Genomic DNA, 19,151 nt, shown 5'->3' on the forward strand with positions numbered 1-19,151 from the left:
GCCCGTGTTCTCGGCTCGGCGGCGTCCGCGTGGTGATCGTCACCCTTGCCAATCTTTCACCACGTTCATTATCTTCACGTTAAGGTAACTGCCGGTGGTGGAAGGAGCACGGGATGACTGCGGACGTCATCGTGGTCGGCGGTGGCCCGGTCGGTTTGCTCACGGCCGGGCTGCTGGACGCGGCCGGGACCGGGGTCGAGGTGTTCGAGCGCAACCGGGAGTTCGACCGGTATTCCAAGGGCATCCACCTGCACCCTCGCAGCCTCGAGGTACTGACCCTCCTCGAAACCGGTGACGGTCGGCGGCTCAGTGATATCCTTGTGGCACAAGGGATGCGGGTCCCGTCCGCGCATTTCGCGGCGCTGGAGGCCAAACTCGCCTACGGAGAACTGGACACCCCGTTCCCGTTCGGGCTGATGGTCCCGCAGTGGAAGACCCGCGAGGTGCTCGCGGAGTACCTGCGTGAGCGCGGCGTTCCCGTGCACTACGGCGTCGAGATCACGGAAATCGGGCAGACCGAGGATGAAGTCACGGTCCGGGCGGGCGCCGGGCTCCACACCGCCCGGTACCTGGTCGGCGCGGACGGAGCGCGCAGCCTTGTCCGCACCGCTGCCGGAATCCCGTTCCCCGGCAGTGATCCCACCATGGTCAGTTTCGTCGCCGACGTGCCCGCGGCCGAACCGGTGGATGGCCTGCGGTACTTCTGGAGCGACGCGGGCTATACGGGTGTGATGCCGTTGGGGGAGAACGGGATCCGGGTCTTCGGAGCCGAGGCGAGCGACACCGGCCTGACGCCCGGGGAGGTGCGGCGCAGGCAGCGGCAGCCCCTTTGCGGTCGAGGATCTGCGGGGCGCGCTCACCCGGATCTGCGGACGTGATTTCGGTGTGCACAGTCCCGCGTGGCTGTCGCGGACCAGCAACAGCAGCCGGCACGCCGAGCGGTACCGGGAGGGCCGGATCTTCCTCGCCGGCGATGCCGCGCACATCCACCTTCCGGCCGGCGGACAGGGACTCAACGTCGGTCTGCAGGACGCGACCAACCTGGCCTGGAAACTGGCCGCCGAGGTGGCCGGCTGGGCGCCCGCGCCGGTGGTCGCCGGAGAGTTCGGTTATGACACCGAGCGCCGGCCGGTTGCGGAGCAACTGGTCGCCAACACTCTCGCGCAGGACGCGCTGTTCAACACCTTCGGCCCGGCGGGTGCCGCACTACGCGGGATGTTCAGCGACTTCATCGCCCGCGGCGGCGAGGTGGCGGCGGAGCTGTCGGGCTGGGTGTCGGGTGTGGGGGTTGGCTATGAGAGTCCGGATGGCATGCACCCGCTGGTGGGTTCGCGAGCGCCGGAACTCGAGCTCACCACGGGGTCATTGCTGCGCACACTGCGACAGGACAAGTTCCTGCTCGTGGAGTTCACCGGCGGCGACGCGCCCACGTCCGCGTCGGCAAGCTTGGCGGGCCCGCGAGTCCAGGTGGCGGCGGCACGCCCGGTCGAGAAGCGGCATCCCAGCCGTGGCGCCGCGTGGCACGGAGTTCGCGCCGCGTTGATCCGCCCGGACGGTCACGTCGCCTACGCGACCGAGACCGGCTCGGCTTTCGACGACGCCGTGCGGGCGTGGACCCAGCCCGCGGCCGAGCTCGTCCGGGGGTCGTGATGCCGGTCGCTCTGTTCGCACTGGCCATCGGCGCGTTCGGCATCGGCGCGACCGAGTTCGCGATGATGGGCGTGCTGCCGGCGGTCGCCGATTCCTTGCACATCACCATTTCCCAGGCCGGATACCTGATCACCGGTTACGCGATCGGCGTGGTGATCGGCGCACCGCTGATCACCGCGGTCTCCGGCCGGTTCACCCGCAAACGGCTGCTGCTCGCCATGATGGTGGTGTTCACGGCCGGCAACCTCGCGGCGGCCTTCGCCCCGGACTACGGCATGCTGATGCTCGCGCGGATCCTCACCGCCTTGCCGCACGGCGCGTTCTTCGGGATCGCTTCGGTGGTCGCGGCCAGGCTCGTCGACGAGCGGCGGAGCGCGCAGGCGATCTCGATCGTGTTCACCGGGTTGACCGTCGCGAACATCGCCGGTGTCCCGGCGGTCACGGCGCTGGGCAACGCCGTGTCGTGGCGGCTGACCTTCGTGGTGATCGCGGCGGTCGGGATTCTCGCGGTGCTGGGGATAGCGGCGCTGGTCCCGGCCGACCACGGGCACACCCCGATCGGGCTTCGCGCGGAACTGCGCGCGTTCGCCCGCCCCCAGGTCCGGCTGGCGCTCGCGGTCGGCACGCTGGGGTTCGCCGGGGTGTTCGCCACTTAGAGCTACATCACCCCGACACTGTCCACTTTGGCGGGGATCGGCACCGCCGGCCTGACCGTGGCGCTGGCCTTGTTCGGGCTGGGCATGGCCGTGGGCAATCTCCTCGGTGGACGGTGGGCCGATCGCGCGCTGCTGCCGGCGATCTACGGGGCGCTGGGCTTCCTCGCCGTGACGCTCGCCGTTTTCGCTTTGGTGGTGCGCGACGAAGCCGGCGCGCTGATCGCGCTGTGCGCGATCGGAATCGCCTCGGGACTGGTCATCCCACCCGTGCAGTTACGCACCATGCGCGCCGCCCGGGAGGCGCCCGCGATGGTCGCCGCGTCCGTGCAGTCCGGTCTCAACCTCGCCAACGCCGGCGGCGCCGCACTCGGCGGTGCGCTGATCGGCGCCGGGTTCGGTTACACCGCGCCAAGTCTGGCCGGAGCCGTCCTCGCCGCGGCCGGGCTCGGCCTCGCTGTCCTGTCCGGCCGCCTGGAGCGGCGGCGGGTCGATGCGTGAACGTCAAGATGCTCGATGTTCTCTCGGTTAGGATCGGGCCATGGCGCGCAGCAGTGGACGACAGGACTATGTGGACAGACTGACCGAAGTCGTCGCCGACCGGCACGACCCCGAAGTGATGCAGGCCAAGGCCCTCGCGTACCGGGTGCGCCGGCTGGCCCACCGGCTGGAAACCGAGATCAAGCGCGAACTCGCGCCGCACGGCATCGAGCTGTGGGAGCTGGAAATGCTGGCATGTCTGAAAAGGACGGAGCCGGAACACCGGCTTTCGGCCGGCCAGTTGATGACCGAACTGCAACTCAGCTCCGGCGCGGTCACCAACCGGGTCACCCGGCTGGAACGCAACGGTTGGGTCACCCGCGATTTCGACCCCGGCGACCGCCGCTCCGTCCTGGTCACCCTGACCCCGGCGGGGGAGAAGCGCGCCCTGGAGGTGTTCGCGTTCAAGACCGACGCCGAATACGCACTACTGTCGGCACTCGGCCCGGCCGCGCAACGCCGCCTCAACGACGAGCTCCGCAAGGTCCTGCTGTCCGCCGAAGACACCGGAGCCCCAGCCGCCGCACGCGGTGACGCCTGAGATCACGTCCCTCTTCGGTGTTAACCAAGGACGCGATACTGCGCCGACCTGCGGAAACGCAACTTCCGCAGGTCGGCGCGGGTTCGTTCAGAGTCGTTGAGTGCAGTTCAGAACTGTTCGGCGCACATGTTTGCGACGCGAACGACTGGCACGTGAAGCCGGCCGGGCCGGCTGCGTTGACGGCCGTGATCACGACGACCCCGGACGCGAAATGGCCCGGTACTTCACGCATGCGCTCGGCGGAGACCGCCGCTTCGTCGTTCACTGCGTCTTCCATACCGAGGACGGTAGGTGCCGCCGGGATCGATATCCGTTGACTGCCAACGACTATCCGCTGCCCGTGTCGCGACGGCGAATGGGCAACTTTTCCGGTGAAACCGGGCTAGTACCCCGGACCGGCCACTTCTACTGTCGAATTCGTGAATTGGTCCACCCGAATCCGCCGGACTTTGGAGGAGTGGCGATGCCACGACTGATGTTCCTGGTGTCGAGTGCGCGAGTGCTCCCGCTCGACGACGGCACCACGTACGAGACCGGGACCTTCGCCGAGGAGGCACTGACGCCCTATGAGCGCTTCGTCGAGGCCGGGCTGGACTTCGACGTCGTCACGCCGGACGGCAACCCGCCGAACATCGATCCCTACGGGCTGGAACCGATTTTCCACTACCCGGACGAGGACGAGGATTTCCTGGGCACGATCACCCGCACCTTCGCCCACGACATCGACGACATCCGGCTCACCCTGCGCCACATCACCGAGCTCGGCCTGATCGGCGCGCGCCGGATCTTCCAGGCACTGCGCGGCAAAGGGCTCTCCCCGGTCGAGGCTCGCGAGCTGATCAGCAAGGCGGCCAAGGATTCGTGGGAGCGGGACCGGCAGTTCGCCGACACGCTGACCGGGCCGGCCTGCCCGCTGACGAGGGCCGAGATCGGGCAGCGCATCGGCGAGGTGATCGCGGAAAGCGAAGCGGAGTCCGCCCGTGTTGCCCGGACACTCGCCGAAATCCCGGGATTCCGGCATCCGCTGAACCTCGGCGAGATGTCCGACGAGCAGATGGCCTCGTACGACGCGGTTTTCGCACCGGGCGGGCACGGCCCGATGGTCGATCTGGCCGACAACCCCGATGTGCGGCGGCTGCTCGCGATCCTGCACGAGGCGTCGGCGCCCATCGCCTCGCTCTGCCACGGCCCGGCGATGCTGTTGTCGGCAGGGGCCAAAGTGGACGGTACCTGGCTCTTCGACGGGTACCGTGTCACGGCGATCACGAACGAGGAGGAGTACCAGACCGAGCCTTCGGCGCGCCCCGTCGCGGACGGCGCCGAACGCCCCACCGGTCAGGTGCAGTGGCAGATCGAGTCGGCGTTGCGCAACGCGGGCGCGGTCTTCGACGACGCGCGCGCACCGTGGACCTCGCACGTCGTGGTGGACCGCAACCTCATCACGGGCCAGAACCCGAACTCGTCCGAGGCCGTGGCCGACGCCGTCCTGAAGTCGCTGAATCTGCTCTGAAACCCGGCACAGGAAGGAAAGCCACCCGTGACAGCATCCGAGACCGGTCCGGCCGGCGAAGCATTCTGGTCGCATATCAACGACCGCGACGTCGACTCGGCGTTCGCACTCGTCGGCGAGGACGCCAAGGTCACCATCACGCCCGCCGGGATCCTCGGGTCCAAACCGGACGCCAGGAAATTCTTCGAGCAGACCATCGCCGCCTTCCCGGACATCCGCTTCACCGTGGTGAAGTCGTTCACCACCGACGACGGGGTCACCGTCACCGAGGTCTCGATGGAGGGTACCCAGAGCGCCGAATACCTCGGCGTGATCAACCAGGAGAAGCACTGCGACGTCGACCAGGTCTGGCTGCTCGAAGGGCAGGCCGGGCGCATCGGCGCCATCACTGGCTACTGGTGCCAGAACCAGCTCTATCGCCGCCTCGCCGTGAAGCGGCTCGACCAGGTCGCGATCGTCTGATGGAGGACACGATGACCTTGACCAGCAACGAAATCGGCTCCCGCCATGCGGTCACCGCGGCGGCCGCGTTCTTCGACGCCTACCGCGACCGGGACGTCGAGACGATGGTCGGGCTGTGCTCCGACACCGCCGTGTTCGAGTACATCCCGTTCGAGATGTGGGGGCGGCAGCGGGTCATGCGCGGCGCCGGGAAGGTCGCGACGATCGGCAAGGCGCTGTGGTCGGGCTTCATCGCGGCGTTCCCCGACCTGACCAACACGGTCCAGCGGATCACGGCCGACGACGCGGGCAACATCGCCGCCCAGGTCGTGCTGGCGGGCACCCAGGCCGCGCCGTGGGGCACGATCGCCAATCAGGGGCAGCGCTTCTCCGAACCACACCTGTTCGTCATGCACACCGACGACGCCGGCCTGCTCGATTCCATCACCGCGTACTGGGACTGTGCCGGTGTTTCGCGCCAGCTCGGCCACCTCGAAGTCGACTAGGGAAAGGACACCACAGTGACGCTGCTGAAGCGCGAAGAATGGCAGGGCATCGTCCGCGACGTCGACTGGACGTTCGGCTACGTCGACGACGACGCCGTGTACCCCGACTGGCAGTCGGGCACCGGGAAGATCCCGCGCGAGGCCTGGTCGAAATGGGAAGAGAGCTACAAGGTCTCCTACCCCGACTACGTCGCCACCCAGCGCGAGAAGGAGAGCTCCGCCTACGCCGTGAAGGCCGCGCTGCAGCGGTCGAGGACCTTCGAAACCCTTGACGAGGGCTGGAAATCCGCGACGAAGATGCACTTCGGCGGGGTGTCACTGGTGGAGTACGCCGGCCTGCTGGGCGAGCTGAAGATGGCGCGCTTCGGGCTGAGCCCGGCCTGGCGCAACATGGCCGTGTTCGGCGCGCTCGACGAGATGCGGCACGCGCAGATCACCCTGTTCTTCGGGCACGAGTTCGTCGCGAAGGACCCGCAGTACGACTGGTCGCAGAAAGCCTTCCACACCAACGACTGGGCCTCGATCTCACTGCGCACCCTGTTCGACGGCATGGTCATCGGGCCCGACGTCGTCGACCTGGCGATCCAGCTGCCGATGACCTTCGAGACCGGCTTCACCAATCTGCAGTTCGTCGCGCTCTCCTCGGACGCGCTGGAGGCGGGCGACATCAACTTCGCCAACATGATCAGCTCGATCCAGACCGACGAAGCCCGGCACGCCCAGCAGGGCGGGCCGACCCTGGAACTGCTCGTCGAGCACGACCCGGTCCGTGCACAGTGGACGATCGACAAGTACTTCTGGTTCTCCGCCCGCGCCTTCGCCGCGCTGACCGGGCCGGTCATGGACTACTACACCCCGGTCGAGCACCGGCGGCAGTCCTACCGGGAGTTCATGGAGGAGTGGATCATCGACCAGTTCGTCCGGACGCTGCAGGACTACGGGCTGCGCAGGCCGTGGTACTGGGACGAGTTCATGCAGGGGCTCGACACCTGGCACCACTCGCTGCACCTGGGTTTCTGGAACTACCGGCCGACGATCTGGTGGAAGCCCGCCGGGGGCGTGGACGCCGAGTCGCGCGAGTGGCTGCGCGAGAAGTACCCCGACTGGGACAAGTTCTACCTCGACAAGTGGACCGTCATCGCGGAGAACATCAACGCGGGCAACATCGAGGCCACCTTGCCCGAGACGCTGCCGTGGTTGTGCAGCATGTGCCACCTGCCCAACATCAACCCGGTCTACGGCCGTGACGGCAAGTGGAAGACCCGCAACTACCCGCTCAAGCACAACGGGACGACCTACTACTTCTGCACCAAGGGCTGCCGGCAGATCTGGTGGGAGGACCGTGACGCGGTCAACCACGCCACCGTGGTCGACCGGTTCCTGGCGGGTGAGATCCAGCCGATGGACCTGCCCGGCGTGCTCGGCTGGATGGGCCTGACCCCGGAGGTCATGGGCGACGACGCGCACGGCTACGCGTGGGCCAAGTCGTTCGCCGACCCCCGGGCGACCGGCTCCGGGCTGCTGGTGGGGGCGCGCTGAGATGACCGACACGACAGAAACGGCCGAGGCCCGGCAACTGGTGCCCCTCAACGCCATCTTCGCGGACGACTACACCGAACTGCTGCTGCCGATCATGTCCGGCAACACCATCGCGGAGCTCGCGGAGACCGTCGCCTCGCACAGCGAAGGACGGCGGGTTCGCAAGCAGGACAAGCCGAAGGTCGTCTATCACAACGACCGGATCGTGCCCATGCACCTGACCGTCGCCGAAGCGGGCATCGCCCCGCTCGACCACGTGCGGGTCGAATACCAGGACTGAGCTGGAGACCTTGCCATGGACAACCCTGTCGGACCGATCCTGCGGATGTGCGACGAAGTGGACCTGATCGCCGCGGCCATCGAGGATGACAACCCGGGCCGCGAGATCGCGGTCATCGACCGCGGCTCGTACGTCCGCATCCACGCCTCCGGGCACCTGCGGGTGACCGCCGGGTCCCTCAAACGCCATCTCGGGGAGACCTTCGAAATCCGCTCGCTGGAGGCGATCATGTCGTCGTTCTCCGGCCGCATCCACACCACGAGCGACTCCGTCGAATGGTCGCTGGGCGCCCGTCCCGCGGCACAGGAACCGGTCGGCTGAAGGAGAACGACATGACCGACACGCATGCGAACGACGCGGCGCCGTCCGCCCCGCGGAAGCCCCGGTTGCGGACCTGGAGCGCCTTCGGCGACATCAGGAAACGGCCCAGCGAATACGAAATCGTCACGCACGGCACCAACTGGACGCTGCGCGAGGGCCGCAAGTCGCCGCTGGAGGGCAACCCGTCCTCGCCCGGCAACCTGTGGATCAGCACCTACCGGGACCGGTCGCCGCTGCAAGCCGAGGACTGGCACGGGTTCCGCGATCCCGACTCCCACACCTACCGCAGCTACGTGATGCTGCAGGACGAGCAGGAGACCCGGGTCAACGGCCTGCTCGAGCAGTACGCCGCCGCCGGTGCGGACGCCGCGCTGTCGCCGCGGTGGCGGCGCACCTTGTCGCAGGCCTACACCCCGGTGAGGTATCTGCTGCACGGTTCCCAGCAGGTCGAGGCCTACCTGGGCTACATCGCGCCGTCGTCGTACATCACCAATGCGGCGGCCCTTTCGGCCGCGGACCTCCTGCGCCGGGTCACCCAGATTTCCTACCGCACGCGGGAACTGCAGCTCACCGATCCCGATCAGGGGTTCGCGACCGGAGAGCGGCGCGTGTGGGAGGAGTCGGCGGCCTGGCAGCCCGCCCGCAAGGCGATCGAACTGGCGCTGATCGCGTACGACTGGGGCGAGGCGTTCACGGCGCTCAATCTCGTGCTGTTGCCGACCCTGGACGACGTGCTGCTGCGCCAGTTCGGCGAGCTGGCCCGTGACAACGGCGACGAGCTGACCTGGTTGCTGACCGCGTACCTGCGTAAGGACGCCGAACGCCGGGCCCGCTGGTCCGGGGCGCTGGCCCGGTACGCGCTGGCGCAGCGGCCGGAGAACGCCGAGGTCCTGGGAAAGTGGGTGCGCAAGTGGTCCCCGCGTGCCGACGCCGCGGCCGACGGTCTGAGCACGCTGCTGGAGACCCTGCCCGAGCACGGACGCGAGGCGGCGAGTGTGGCCGCGGAGGCCAGGGAGGCGCGGGTCTCCTTCCTCGGCGACCTCGGTCTCGGCACCGCTGTGTCGGCCGGGTGAAAGCGGTGGCTCCCGTGAACGATGCCCCCGCCACCACGGCCTGGCGGCCCGCGCTCGCCGAGGCCGAACTGTGGGAAGGCGACATGACGCCCGTCGTCGTCGGCGGCACCAGCGTCCTTCTGCTGAACGTCGACGGCGAAGTCCGCGCGTACCTCAACCGTTGTCCCCACCAGGAATGGGCACTGGACGAGGGGGAGTTCGAGGACGGCACGCTCACCTGCTCCCGGCACCTGTGGGAGTTCGACGCACGCTCGGGCGGCGGGATCAACCCCGCCGACTGTGCGCTCGTCTCGTACCGGGCCAAGGTCGAGGGCGGCACGATCTGGGTCGCGGTGACGTGATGACGATGTCCAGATGTGTGATCGTCGGTGGCGGTCCGGCGGCGGCCTCGGCCGCCGGGGCGCTGCGGGCCGCCGGCTTCGACGGCTCTGTGACGATCGTCAGCGCGGAGGACGTGCCGCCGTACGAGCGGCCGCCCCTGTCGAAGGATTTCCTGACGGGGGCGACCGGCGCGGGCGAACTCCAGCTGCATCCACGGGACTGGTACACCGACCTCGGGGTGGACCTGCGGCTGGGCACCAGGGTGGCCGCGGTCGACACCGCGGCGCACGCGCTGGTGCTGACCGGTGGCGAGCGGATCGGCTACGACAGCGCGCTGATCGCCACCGGGGGCACCGCACGGCGTCTTCCCGGCGTGGACCACGACCGGGTCCGCTATCTGCGGGACCTGGCCGACGCCGGCGCGCTGGCGAAGCGGCTGGCCACCGGTGAGCCGGTGATCGTGCTGGGCGGCGGGTTCATCGGCTGCGAGGTCGCCGCTTCGGCGCGCAAGCTGGGCGTCGACGTCACGATGCTGGAGATGGCCGATCACCCCCTGCAGCGCGTGGTCGGCGACGAGGTGGGCCGGATCGTTGCGGGCATCCATCGCGACCACGGTGTGAAGCTGCGCATGGGAGAGACCGTGCAGTCGGTCCACGCCGGCGATGACGGTGTCCTCGTGACCACCGACCGCGGCCGGCTCGAAGGCGCGACGCTGGTCGTCGCCATCGGCCTCGTGCCGTCCACCGGTCTCGTGGCCCGCGGGGAGGTCGCCCTCGACGACGTCAACGGCGGGATCGTGGTCGACGGGTACTGCCGCACATCCGCTCCCGAGGTGTACGCCGCCGGCGACGTCGCCTCACACGAGCATCCCCGCTACGGCAGGCGAATCCGGGTCGAGCACCACGACAACGCCATCAGGCAGGCCGCGGTCGCCGCCCGCAACATGCTTGGCGCACAAGAACTCTACGAAGATCCGCACTGGTTCTGGTCCGACCAGTACGAGCACAGCCTGCAGGCGATCGGACGCGGCGACGACTGCGACCGGACCGTCGTGCGCGGTTCGCCCGCCGACCGCCGCTTCTCGGTCTTCTCGCTGTCCGGGGGACGGGTGCGCGGTGTGTTCGCCCTCGACCGCGGCGCCGACATCCTCGCCGGCAAGAGGCTGATTCGGTCGGCGGCGCTCGTGACGCCGGAGCAGCTGGCCGACGAGTCGGTGAACCTCAAGCGCCTCGCCGTCGACAGGAGTCACCGATGATCACCACGCCGACCGTCTCCGCCGGCACCCGGACGGCGCGGATCAGCCAGGCGGAGGCCACGCGCGCACTCGCCAGGGTGCGGGACATAACCGCGGCGGACGCCCTGTTCGCACTGCAGTTCTCGGCGGGCACCACCTGCCCGCCGGTGGCGCGGGTGCTCCGGTACGCCCTCGCCGAAGCCGGGCGCGTGCTCGGACTGGGCGGCGAGTCGCTGACGATCACAGCGTCCGAGGTCGGGGCGGGCGATCCCGTCACCCGGGTCCGCAGGCTCGCGCACGGGAACGCCGACTGGATCACCACGGCCACGACGGCCATCCGCGTCGAGCTGAGTGCTGTCCCGCCCGATGTGAGGAAGGACTGAAGCCATGACCGTCACCACCACCGTCGAGGAGCGCGTCCGCGAGGCACTTCGTGACGTGCTCGACCCCGACCTCGGCGTGAACGTCGTCGACCTCGGATTCCTTTATGGGATCGAGGTGGACGAGCAGGGGAGCGCGACGTTGCGGATGACCCTCACCTCGCCCGCCTGCCCGCTGACCGGGATCATGGAGGACCAGATCCACACGGCGCTCGTGGCAGGCGGCATCGTCGCCGCGGTGCGCGTCGAGTGGGTCTTCTCGCCGGCCTGGACCCCGGCCCGGATCAGCGACGACGGCCGCGACCAGCTGCGCGCCATCGGGTTCTCGATGTGAGCCGCCGATGATCGCCGTCGTCGGCCGCTACCTCGCGCGGCCGGGAACCGAAGAGGAAGTCGCCCAGCGGCTGCGGGAGTACGCGCCCATCGTGCGTGCGGAACCCGGGTGCGCCGGCTTCACGGTCTACCGCAACCGGGACGAGCCCGGTGAGTTCGTGCTCCACGAGATCTACCAGGCACAGGAGGAACTCGACGCGCACCTGTCGTCGCCCCACTACGAGGCCGTCGCCCGCGCCCGCATCCATCCCCTGCTCGCGGACCGCCAGGTCGCGTTCTACGAGCCGCTGGAGTACTGACATGGTGACTCCGGCAGCCGCGTCGACGCAGCTCGATCCCGTGCGACATGCTCGTCAGCATGTCGAAGACAGCCAGCTCCGGCGGGGAGCGGTAGCCGTGCCGTCCAGCCGGACCCCAGCGGGGCACCCGAGGTCGCCGGTCGCCTACCGGTCGCTCGCGGACGAGCTGCGGGAGGCCATCCTCGCCGACCGGTTCGCGGGCGGCGTCAAGCTCCCGACCGAAGAGGAGCTGAGCCGGGAACGCGGGCTGAGCAGGCAGACGGTCCGCCGCGCGTACCAGGATCTCGTGAGCGAGGGCCTGGTCTACCGGGTCCCCGGCCGGGGCACGTTCGCCAGTGCGCGCGCGGGCCGGTATCTACGGCAGTTCGGCTCGATCGAGGAACTCATGGGTTTCGCCATCGACACCGAGTTCGAGCTTCTCGTGCCCCTGCACGAGGCCGTCGACGCGGCCGCCGCGCGCCGCCTCGGCCTCGACACGGACCAGGTCACGACCGCCGCGTTCCGGCGCATCCACGAAGGCACGGCGTTCTGCTCGACGCGTGTCTTCCTCCCGGCCGACCTCGGGGAGCTGATGTCCGGCACGCCCGAACTGACCGAGCCCGGAGTCATCCGCCGGGCCACCGTCGTCGGGCTGCTCGACCGCGTCGCCGAACAGCCCGTCACCGAGGCGGAACAGGTCATCACCGTGGCGCCGCTGCCCGCCGAGATCGCGGGCCATTTCGGCGTTCCCCCGGCGACGCCCATGCTCCGCATCGACCGCACCTACTTCGACGCCACCGGACGTGCCGTCGAACTCGCCGTCAACCACTACCTGCCCGAGCACTACAGCTACCGCGTGCGTCTGTACCGGACCCCGGTCGCCGGATCACCCGAACGGAGAGAAACGACGTGACGCAGGAAAGCGCACCCGCCCATCTGACCGACTCGCGGGTGCTCGGCACACTCTTCGCGTCGGCGTCGATGAAGGAGATCTTCAGCGACCGCGCGATGATCCAGTCGTGGCTGGACGCCGAGGTCGCCCTCGCCGAGGCCCAGGCGGAATGCGGCCTGGTACCCGCCGGCGCGGCCCGTGTCATCGCCGCCAATGCGCGCGCCGAAGACGTCGATCTCGACGCCGTCGCCGTGGAGATCGAGAGCACCGCACACCCGCTGGTTCCGGTCGTCCGGATGCTCGCGCGGCGATGTGGGGAGGCCGGGGCGTGGGTCCACTACGGCGCGACCACACAGGACATCACCGACACCGGCCTGGTGCTGCAGGCCCGCAGCGGGCTGGCACTGGCCGAGCGCGAGCTCCGCGGCCTTGCCGACGTGCTCGCCGGTCTCGCCGAACGGCACCGCGACCTGCCGATGGTCGGGCGCACCCACGCCCAGCACGCACTGCCCATCACACTGGGCTTCAAGTTCGCCGTGCTGCTCGCCGAGACCGAACGGCATCTCGAACGGATCCGGGAACTGCGCCCCCGGGTCCTCGTCGGGCAGCTCGGCGGGGCGGTCGGCTCACTGGCCTCGTTCGGTCCACGCGGCCCCGAGCTGGTGCGCCTGATGATGAACCGGCTCGGGCTCGGCGCGCCCGACATCGCCTGGCACACCGCGCGCGACACGCTGACCGAGCTGACCTGCGTGCTCGCGATGATCTCGGCCACCTGCGGGAAGATCGCCAACGAGATCCGCGTCCTGCAGCGCACCGAGGTCGCCGAGCTGGCCGAACCGTTCACGGACGGCAAAGTGGGCAGCAGCACGATGCCCCACAAGCGCAACCCGATGTTCGCCGAGTTCGTCGTCTCCAACGCGATCCTGTCCCGGCAGGCGCCCGCCGACATGCTGGCGGCGATGCTGCAGGAGCACGAACGCGACATGACCATGTGGGGCGTGGAGTGGTCGGCCCTCCCGCAGACGTTCGTCCTCACCTCGGGCCTGCTGGAGCGGGTGACGAGCCTGCTGGCCGGGCTCACCGTGCATCCCGGGGCGATCCGGCGGAACCTGCACCTGCTCGGTGACCTCATGCTGTCCGAGGCCGCGATGATGCACCTGGCGGGCAGCCTCGGCAAGACCGAGGCACACGAAGTCGTCTACCGGGCGTCGATGACCGCCTGGGAATCCGGGCGGACGCTGCGCGACACGTTGCTCGACGACCCCGCCGTGCGGTCACTGACCGACACCGAGCAGCTCGGCGCGCTGCTCGTGCCGGAGTCCTATCTGGGCTCCTGCCCGGCGCTGGTCGACCAGGTGCTCGCCCGGTCCAAGGCCCGCCAGGCCCAGGAGGCGGCGGGCTGACGCGGCGGATCAGCCGCGCACGGCGATCGGCCGCGTGGCCTCGTCGACGCGCATCGCCACGACCTGGCGCTGGGCCTCGGCATAGCCGCGCGGCGTCGTCCCGAAATAGCGTTTGAACTCGTTGATGAAGTGCGAAAGGCTCGTGTAACCGACTTCGCGGGCCACTTCGCTGACGTTCAGGTCCTCCTCGATGAGCAGGGCGCTCGCCCGGTCGAGCCGCATGCGTTTCACGAACTGGTACGGCCCCATCCCGGTCGCGTCCGCGAACACGGTGGTCAGCGCCGACGGGCTCATCCGCGCGTGGTGGGCGAGGTCCGCGACCGTGAGCGGCTGGGCCAGGTGCTCCCGGGCATAGCGGATGACGTCGGAGACCGGATTGCTCTCGCGGTCGGTCGCGGCGGCATGGAGCAGTCGCGACACCTGCTCGGCCTGCATGAGCCGGTAGGTGATCTCGCGCAGGTACAGCGGCGCGAGCACCCGCTGGTCCGCGCCCGCCGCGAGTGAGCGCAGGAAGCGCAGCACCGCGCCGACGAGGTTCTGGTTGACGCCGGACAGATGGGCCGGCGGCGGCGCGATGTGGATGGGCGGGCGGGTGAAGGTCGTGGTGTGCCGGTCCGCCATGTCCGACGAGACCGACCGCACGACGGCCGGGTCTATCTGGAGGACGAACGAGAGATAGGGACGCTCGATGCTCGCCTCGAGGATCTCGGCCTCGAACCGCATGCCCCGGGTGAAGAGCAGGTAGTTGAAGGGGTCGCAGAAATACTCCTCGCCCTCGACCACGAACCGCTTGCGGCCCTGGATCACACAGCACAGCGCGAGGGACTGGACCTCCGCCCACTGAGCCTGTTGCGGCTGCACGAACCGGTACGCCGTCAGCCCCGGCCATCCTGACTCGTTGGGCCCCACATCCGGGGTCTTCGCCAGCATCTCGGCGATCAGGTCGCCCGCGGCGAGACGCTCCTCGGGAGCAAGTTCAAGCGAAGACACCGCCACTCCTCATTGAGTCAGCACATTTGTCCGGCCAAATGTCAGTGTCGTGGGCCACCAGGGCGCTGTCAACGCGCGGAAGTGGTGCGCGATTGCGGGATCGGCGCGGTTTTATGCCCAAACCACCGGACTACTGGCGGGGGTGGTCGGCCTGCTGTTCAGCCGGGCTGGTGGCTGTCCAGCTGGCGAGGAGGTCGAGTGCTCGCCGTGAGGGTGAGTCGGGTTCGGTGGTGTAGATGTACAGCGTCGTGTCGGGGTCGCCGGGTGGGGTGAGGGTTTCGTAGTCGACGGTGAGGTCGCCGATGAGTGGGTGGCGTAGTCGTTTGGAGCCGTGGGTGCGTTGGTGTACGCGGTGTTGTTCCCACCACTGGTCGAACTCACGGCTGTGTTCGCGTAGTTCGGTGACGAGGGCGGCCGTGGCGACGTCGTCCGGGTCGCGGCCGACCTCGAAGCGGAGGCTTTCGACCGCGGCGCGGGCTTGGTCGGGCCAGTCCACGAACAGGGTGCGGGCCGCTTCGTCGAGGAACATCCAGCGGGCGTAGTTGCGCTGCGCAGGTGGGAGGCGGTCGAAGTCGGTGAACAGGGCTCTGGCCATCCGGTTGGCGGCGAGGATGTCGGTGCGGCGCCCGAGCACGAGTGCGGGCTCGCCGTCGAGGGCGTCGAGGAGCTGGTAGAGCCCGGGGCGCACGCGCTGCACATCGCGGCGGGCAGGCCCGGCCGAGGTCAGCCCGATGAGGTCTTCGAGGTGGGCGCGTCCTGCGGCGTCGAGTCCGAGTGCCCGGCCGATCGCGGCGACGACGGCGGCTGAGGGGGTGATGCGGCGGCCTTGTTCGAGGCGGGCGTAGTAGTCGGTGGACACTCCGGCCAGTCGTGCGACTTCTTCGCGGCGCAGGCCGGGGACGCGGCGTACGCGTCCGTCGGGTGGCAGGCCTGCTCGTGTGGGGTCGATCTGGCCGCGGGCCCGCCGCAGGAAATCGGCGAGTTCGCGATTGGTATTCGGCACGCCATCGATTATCCCCGCCCTTTTCCGGTCCTGGGTGGACCTGTGCGTCCTAGGTCGCGCAGGGCGCGAGATGAGCCCCCACAAGGGTTTCGGGTCGGCCACGCTGAGACCATGACTTTCCCGATCGATCGACCTGCGACTTGGTTCGTGACCGGTACCTCTCGCGGCCTTGGGCTGGAACTGGTCGCACAGCTGCTCCGCCGCGGTGATCAGGTCGCCGCGACGACCCGGTCGACGGAGCGTCTGCTGTCGGCCCTCGGTGACGGTGTCGACACGTCCCGGCTGCTGCCGCTGACCGTGGACCTGCGCGATGAGGACGAGGTGCGTCAGGCAGTGCGCGAGACCACCGAGCGGTTCGGGGGTCTCGATGTGGTGGTCAACAACGCCGGTTACGGGTTCCTGGGCGCGGTGGAGGAGACCAGCGCGGGTGACGTCCGGGACATGCTTGACGTCCAGGTCGTGGGGGTGTGGAACGTGGTGCGTGCCACCCTGCCGGTCCTGCGCGAACAGAAGAGCGGCCATGTCGTGAACGTGTCCTCGGTCCTCGGGCTGACCGCCGTGCCCGGTTGGGGGCTTTACTGTGCGGGCAAGTTCGCGGTGGAGGGGCTGAGCGAGGCGCTGGCGGGTGAGGTCGCCGACCTCGGTGTGAAGGTCACCATCGTCGAGCCCGGCTACTTCCGCACCGACTTCCTCAGTACCGACTCTCTCGCCCTGCCGGCCGCCGCCACCGACGCTTACCCGGCGTTGCGTGAGATGACCGAGAACCACCTGAAACTGCAGGGCAGCCAGCTCGGTGACCCGGTCAAAGGCGCCGACGCCATCATCCGCCACGTCGTCACCGGCGAAGGCCCACTGCGCCTGCTCCTCGGCTCGGACGCTCACGCCTACGCCACTGCCAAGGTCGACGCACTACGCGCCAACCTCGACGCCACCACACAGACCGCCGCCGCCACCGACCACGCCGGCGCCTGAAATTCCCCGGCACACCACAGGAAGGAACCGCACGTGAGCAAGATCCTGATCGTCATGTCCGCCGCCAGTGTCTGGGAGCGCAACGACGGCTCCGAGTACCCGACCGGGTACTGGGCCGAGGAACTCGCCGCGCCGCACGAGAAGTTCGTGCGGGCCGGGTACACAGTGGACTTCGCCTCGCCTGGCGGTGTACTGCAGCCGCTCGACACGCACAGCGCCGACCCCGAGGTCGCCGGACCGGACTGCGCTCGATACGTGGCACACGCCGAGCAGGCCCTGCGGGAGTTCGGGCCGCTGCTCAAGCTCGACGAGATCGACGTCGACGACTACGTCGCGGTGGTCCTGCCCGGTGGCCACGGCCCCGTGGTCGACCTCTACCAGGACCGCGCCCTCGGCCGCCTGCTGGCCGAAGCCGACGCGGCGGGGAAGCTCATCGGAGCCGTCTGCCACGGCCCGGCCGCGCTTCTGTCCGCTGTGGACCAGGCAGGCAACTGGCTGTTCACCGGCCGCGAATTGACGGCCTTCACCGACGAGGAGGAGCAGCTGTTCGGCACCGCGGAGGGCGCTCCGTGGCTGCTGGCCAGCCGGCTGCGCGAGCAGGGCGCCAAGCACTTCGGGGGACCGGCGTACCAGCCGCACAACGTGCGGGACGGGAACCTGTTCACCGGCCAGAACCCGGCCTCGAGCGCGCCGATGGCCGAGGCCATGGTCACCGCGCTCGCTTCCGGGCAGGCATGAATCCCGTGGTCGCATCCCTGGCCGAAACCGATGTCGTCAGCCGCGTGGAAAAGGGGCTGCTCGTCGACGGGCGATGGTGCGCGGCAACCGGCGACGGACGATTCGCGGTGGAGAACCCGGCCACCGGCCAGGCACTGTGCGAGGTGTCCGACGGGACTCCCGACGACGCGCTGGCCGCGCTCGACGCCGCCGCTGCCGCACAGGCGGATTGGGCGGCGGTGCCGCCACGTCGCCGGGGCGAAATCCTGCGCCGTGCCTACGATCTGCTGATCGAGCGCAAGGACGAGTTCGCGCTGCTGATCACCCTGGAAATGGGCAAGTCGCTGACCGAGTCCCGGGCCGAGGTCGACTACGGCGCGAACTACCTGCGCTGGTTCGGCGAGGAGGCCGTCCGGATCGACGGGAGCTGGAAGGTCAGCGAGGACGGCACCGCCCGGGTGCTGGTCACGCGGCAACCGGTCGGGCCCTGCCTGCTGATCACGCCGTGGAACGCGCCACTGGCCATGCCCGCTCGCAAGATCGGGCCTGCCGTGGCGGCGGGCTGCACCATGATCGTCAAACCCGCGCCGCAGACACCGCTGACGACGGCCGCGCTGGCCGCGGTCCTCACCGAGGCCGGGCTCCCCGACGGCGTGCTCAATGTCGTCCCCACCACGCAGGCCGCGGCGATCACCGAGCGCCTGCTCGAGGACGGCAGGCTGCGCAAGCTGTCGTTCACCGGGTCCACCCCCGTCGGGCGGCTCCTGCTGTCCCAGGCGGCCGGCACCGTGCTGCGGACCTCGATGGAACTGGGCGGGAACGCCCCGTTCATCGTCTGCCGCGACGCCGACATCGACGCCGCGGTCGAGGGTGCGATGACGGCGAAGCTCCGCAATGTCGGCGAGGCGTGCATCGCCGCCAACCGGTTCCACGTCCATGCCGCTGTCGCCGAGGAGTTCAGCGAAAAGCTCGTCGCCCGGATGCGCACGATCACCGTCGGGCCCGGCACGGACCCGGCCACCGATCTCGGGCCACTGATCGACGAGCGCCAGCGGCGACGGGTGGCAGGCCTGGTCGACGAAACGGTCGGTGCGGGAGCACAGGTTCGTGCCGGCGGACTCCTCCCTGCCGGGGCGGGGTATTTCTACCCGCCGACCGTGCTCACCGGCGTCCCCGCCGGAACCCGCATCACCCGGGAGGAGATCTTCGGCCCGGTCGCGGCCATCCGGACCTTCACCACCGAAGCCGAGGCACTGCACGACGCCAACGACACCGAGTTCGGCCTCGTCGGCTACCTCTACACGCGGGATCTGAGCCAGGCGCTCCGGATGAGCGAGCAACTCGAAACAGGCATGGTGGGCCTCAACCGCGGCTACGTGTCGGACCCCAGTGCGCCGTTCGGCGGCATGAAACAGTCCGGCATCGGCCGCGAAGGCGGCAACACCGGAATCGACGAATATCTGGAACAGAAATACATCGCCATCCACACGGGTTCCGCGCAGCGGCAATAGAGGCGCGACGGGGAGCGGCCCCCGGTCGCCGGAGCAGGCGGCTGCGGCGGCGATGGTGCCCGG

At 69.3% G+C, this 19,151-nt stretch carries 24 protein-coding genes; 22 read left to right on the forward strand and 2 right to left on the reverse strand.

Annotation, left to right across the window (positions count from 1 at the left end):
• Positions 1 to 113 precede the first annotated feature (113 nt).
• From LOZ83_RS40155 to purB, 19 genes are all read left to right on the forward strand, one after another.
• Positions 114 to 878, forward strand: a complete 765-nt coding sequence (locus tag LOZ83_RS40155) for an FAD-dependent monooxygenase (RefSeq protein ID WP_255826125.1) — start codon at positions 114 to 116, stop codon at positions 876 to 878.
• Complete coding sequence (locus LOZ83_RS40160) at positions 865 to 1,650, forward strand: FAD-dependent monooxygenase (RefSeq protein WP_308190357.1); 786 nt, start codon at positions 865 to 867, stop codon at positions 1,648 to 1,650. Before LOZ83_RS40155 ends, LOZ83_RS40160 begins: the two co-directional genes overlap by 14 nt.
• Positions 1,650 to 2,306: an MFS transporter gene (locus LOZ83_RS40600; RefSeq protein ID WP_308190352.1), complete on the forward strand. Its 657-nt coding sequence runs from the start codon at positions 1,650 to 1,652 to the stop codon at positions 2,304 to 2,306. Before LOZ83_RS40160 ends, LOZ83_RS40600 begins: the two co-directional genes overlap by 1 nt.
• Positions 2,307 to 2,333: 27 nt before the next feature.
• The gene (locus tag LOZ83_RS40605; protein ID WP_308190353.1) at positions 2,334 to 2,804 is read left to right on the forward strand and encodes a hypothetical protein; all 471 of its coding nucleotides are present in this window, start codon (positions 2,334 to 2,336) and stop codon (positions 2,802 to 2,804) included.
• Between the two features lie 40 nt (positions 2,805 to 2,844).
• Positions 2,845 to 3,384 (forward strand): MarR family winged helix-turn-helix transcriptional regulator, encoded by a 540-nt coding sequence (locus LOZ83_RS32490; RefSeq protein ID WP_236795580.1) that lies wholly within the window; start codon positions 2,845 to 2,847, stop codon positions 3,382 to 3,384.
• Between the two features lie 463 nt (positions 3,385 to 3,847).
• Positions 3,848 to 4,894 (forward strand): type 1 glutamine amidotransferase domain-containing protein, encoded by a 1,047-nt coding sequence (locus LOZ83_RS32495; protein ID WP_236795581.1) that lies wholly within the window; start codon positions 3,848 to 3,850, stop codon positions 4,892 to 4,894.
• 27 nt (positions 4,895 to 4,921) lie between these two features.
• The gene (locus LOZ83_RS32500) at positions 4,922 to 5,356 is read left to right on the forward strand and encodes an ester cyclase (protein WP_236795582.1); all 435 of its coding nucleotides are present in this window, start codon (positions 4,922 to 4,924) and stop codon (positions 5,354 to 5,356) included.
• A gap of 11 nt (positions 5,357 to 5,367) precedes the next feature.
• Positions 5,368 to 5,841 carry a nuclear transport factor 2 family protein gene (locus LOZ83_RS32505; RefSeq protein WP_236795583.1) on the forward strand — a complete coding sequence of 158 codons (474 nt, stop codon included), beginning with the start codon at positions 5,368 to 5,370 and terminating at the stop codon, positions 5,839 to 5,841.
• A 15-nt stretch (positions 5,842 to 5,856) separates the two neighbouring features.
• The gene (locus tag LOZ83_RS32510) at positions 5,857 to 7,380 is read left to right on the forward strand and encodes a toluene monooxygenase (protein WP_236795584.1); all 1,524 of its coding nucleotides are present in this window, start codon (positions 5,857 to 5,859) and stop codon (positions 7,378 to 7,380) included.
• Position 7,381: 1 nt separating this feature from the next.
• Positions 7,382 to 7,660: a toluene-4-monooxygenase system B family protein gene (locus LOZ83_RS32515; RefSeq protein ID WP_236795585.1), complete on the forward strand. Its 279-nt coding sequence runs from the start codon at positions 7,382 to 7,384 to the stop codon at positions 7,658 to 7,660.
• A gap of 15 nt (positions 7,661 to 7,675) precedes the next feature.
• Positions 7,676 to 7,981: an MmoB/DmpM family protein gene (locus LOZ83_RS32520; RefSeq protein ID WP_236795586.1), complete on the forward strand. Its 306-nt coding sequence runs from the start codon at positions 7,676 to 7,678 to the stop codon at positions 7,979 to 7,981.
• An 11-nt stretch (positions 7,982 to 7,992) separates the two neighbouring features.
• On the forward strand, positions 7,993 to 9,054 hold the full coding sequence (locus LOZ83_RS32525) for a toluene hydroxylase (protein ID WP_236795587.1): 1,062 nt from the start codon (positions 7,993 to 7,995) through the stop codon (positions 9,052 to 9,054).
• Between the two features lie 14 nt (positions 9,055 to 9,068).
• Positions 9,069 to 9,395: a Rieske (2Fe-2S) protein gene (locus LOZ83_RS32530; protein ID WP_236795588.1), complete on the forward strand. Its 327-nt coding sequence runs from the start codon at positions 9,069 to 9,071 to the stop codon at positions 9,393 to 9,395.
• Positions 9,395 to 10,630 carry an NAD(P)/FAD-dependent oxidoreductase gene (locus LOZ83_RS32535; protein WP_236795589.1) on the forward strand — a complete coding sequence of 412 codons (1,236 nt, stop codon included), beginning with the start codon at positions 9,395 to 9,397 and terminating at the stop codon, positions 10,628 to 10,630. Before LOZ83_RS32530 ends, LOZ83_RS32535 begins: the two co-directional genes overlap by 1 nt.
• The gene (locus tag LOZ83_RS32540) at positions 10,627 to 10,992 is read left to right on the forward strand and encodes an uL22 family ribosomal protein (protein ID WP_236795590.1); all 366 of its coding nucleotides are present in this window, start codon (positions 10,627 to 10,629) and stop codon (positions 10,990 to 10,992) included. Before LOZ83_RS32535 ends, LOZ83_RS32540 begins: the two co-directional genes overlap by 4 nt.
• Positions 10,993 to 10,996: 4 nt before the next feature.
• On the forward strand, positions 10,997 to 11,323 hold the full coding sequence (locus tag LOZ83_RS32545; protein ID WP_236795591.1) for a metal-sulfur cluster assembly factor: 327 nt from the start codon (positions 10,997 to 10,999) through the stop codon (positions 11,321 to 11,323).
• A gap of 7 nt (positions 11,324 to 11,330) precedes the next feature.
• Positions 11,331 to 11,621, forward strand: a complete 291-nt coding sequence (locus tag LOZ83_RS32550) for a putative quinol monooxygenase (RefSeq protein WP_236795592.1) — start codon at positions 11,331 to 11,333, stop codon at positions 11,619 to 11,621.
• Between the two features lies 1 nt (position 11,622).
• Positions 11,623 to 12,513: a GntR family transcriptional regulator gene (locus tag LOZ83_RS32555; RefSeq protein ID WP_236795593.1), complete on the forward strand. Its 891-nt coding sequence runs from the start codon at positions 11,623 to 11,625 to the stop codon at positions 12,511 to 12,513.
• A complete protein-coding gene (gene purB / locus LOZ83_RS32560) occupies positions 12,510 to 13,895 on the forward strand; it encodes an adenylosuccinate lyase (RefSeq protein ID WP_236795594.1) in 1,386 nt (461 codons plus the stop codon). Before LOZ83_RS32555 ends, purB begins: the two co-directional genes overlap by 4 nt.
• Positions 13,896 to 13,904: 9 nt before the next feature.
• Here purB and LOZ83_RS32565 read toward each other — a convergent pair whose 3' ends face one another.
• Entirely contained in the window at positions 13,905 to 14,885 is a 981-nt protein-coding gene (locus LOZ83_RS32565) for an AraC family transcriptional regulator (protein WP_236795595.1), read from the reverse strand.
• A gap of 130 nt (positions 14,886 to 15,015) precedes the next feature.
• Positions 15,016 to 15,888, reverse strand: a complete 873-nt coding sequence (locus tag LOZ83_RS32570; RefSeq protein ID WP_236795596.1) for a helix-turn-helix transcriptional regulator — start codon at positions 15,886 to 15,888, stop codon at positions 15,016 to 15,018.
• A 147-nt stretch (positions 15,889 to 16,035) separates the two neighbouring features.
• Here LOZ83_RS32570 and LOZ83_RS32575 point away from each other — a divergent pair, with 147 nt between their 5' ends.
• Genes LOZ83_RS32575 through LOZ83_RS32585 form a run of 3 tightly spaced genes read left to right on the forward strand, consistent with a single transcriptional unit; the run spans position 16,036 to position 19,088 of the window.
• Positions 16,036 to 16,860 (forward strand): SDR family oxidoreductase, encoded by an 825-nt coding sequence (locus LOZ83_RS32575; protein WP_236795597.1) that lies wholly within the window; start codon positions 16,036 to 16,038, stop codon positions 16,858 to 16,860.
• A gap of 33 nt (positions 16,861 to 16,893) precedes the next feature.
• Positions 16,894 to 17,598: a type 1 glutamine amidotransferase domain-containing protein gene (locus LOZ83_RS32580; RefSeq protein WP_236795598.1), complete on the forward strand. Its 705-nt coding sequence runs from the start codon at positions 16,894 to 16,896 to the stop codon at positions 17,596 to 17,598.
• Entirely contained in the window at positions 17,595 to 19,088 is a 1,494-nt protein-coding gene (locus LOZ83_RS32585; protein WP_236795599.1) for an NAD-dependent succinate-semialdehyde dehydrogenase, read from the forward strand. The genes LOZ83_RS32580 and LOZ83_RS32585 overlap by 4 nt, the downstream gene beginning before the upstream one ends.
• The last annotated feature ends 63 nt before the right edge of the window (positions 19,089 to 19,151 follow it).

This window comes from Amycolatopsis sp. GM8 (assembly GCF_021653975.1).
Classification (GTDB): domain Bacteria; phylum Actinomycetota; class Actinomycetes; order Mycobacteriales; family Pseudonocardiaceae; genus Amycolatopsis_E.

Excerpts from the sequence above, each read along its gene's own strand:
- LOZ83_RS32490 (WP_236795580.1), top strand. The coding sequence starts at position 2,845 with ATGGCGCGCAGCAGTGGACGACAGGACTATGTGGACAGACTGACCGAA.
- LOZ83_RS32545 (WP_236795591.1), top strand. The coding sequence starts at position 10,997 with ATGACCGTCACCACCACCGTCGAGGAGCGCGTCCGCGAGGCACTTCGT.
- LOZ83_RS32515 (WP_236795585.1), top strand. The coding sequence starts at position 7,382 with ATGACCGACACGACAGAAACGGCCGAGGCCCGGCAACTGGTGCCCCTC.
- LOZ83_RS32585 (WP_236795599.1), top strand. The coding sequence starts at position 17,595 with ATGAATCCCGTGGTCGCATCCCTGGCCGAAACCGATGTCGTCAGCCGC.
- LOZ83_RS40600 (WP_308190352.1), top strand. The coding sequence starts at position 1,650 with ATGCCGGTCGCTCTGTTCGCACTGGCCATCGGCGCGTTCGGCATCGGC.
- LOZ83_RS32495 (WP_236795581.1), top strand. The coding sequence starts at position 3,848 with ATGCCACGACTGATGTTCCTGGTGTCGAGTGCGCGAGTGCTCCCGCTC.
- LOZ83_RS32540 (WP_236795590.1), top strand. The coding sequence starts at position 10,627 with ATGATCACCACGCCGACCGTCTCCGCCGGCACCCGGACGGCGCGGATC.
- LOZ83_RS40155 (WP_255826125.1), top strand. The coding sequence starts at position 114 with ATGACTGCGGACGTCATCGTGGTCGGCGGTGGCCCGGTCGGTTTGCTC.
- LOZ83_RS32555 (WP_236795593.1), top strand. The coding sequence starts at position 11,623 with ATGGTGACTCCGGCAGCCGCGTCGACGCAGCTCGATCCCGTGCGACAT.
- LOZ83_RS32535 (WP_236795589.1), top strand. The coding sequence starts at position 9,395 with ATGACGATGTCCAGATGTGTGATCGTCGGTGGCGGTCCGGCGGCGGCC.
- LOZ83_RS32520 (WP_236795586.1), top strand. The coding sequence starts at position 7,676 with ATGGACAACCCTGTCGGACCGATCCTGCGGATGTGCGACGAAGTGGAC.
- LOZ83_RS32525 (WP_236795587.1), top strand. The coding sequence starts at position 7,993 with ATGACCGACACGCATGCGAACGACGCGGCGCCGTCCGCCCCGCGGAAG.
- LOZ83_RS32505 (WP_236795583.1), top strand. The coding sequence starts at position 5,368 with ATGACCTTGACCAGCAACGAAATCGGCTCCCGCCATGCGGTCACCGCG.
- LOZ83_RS32550 (WP_236795592.1), top strand. The coding sequence starts at position 11,331 with ATGATCGCCGTCGTCGGCCGCTACCTCGCGCGGCCGGGAACCGAAGAG.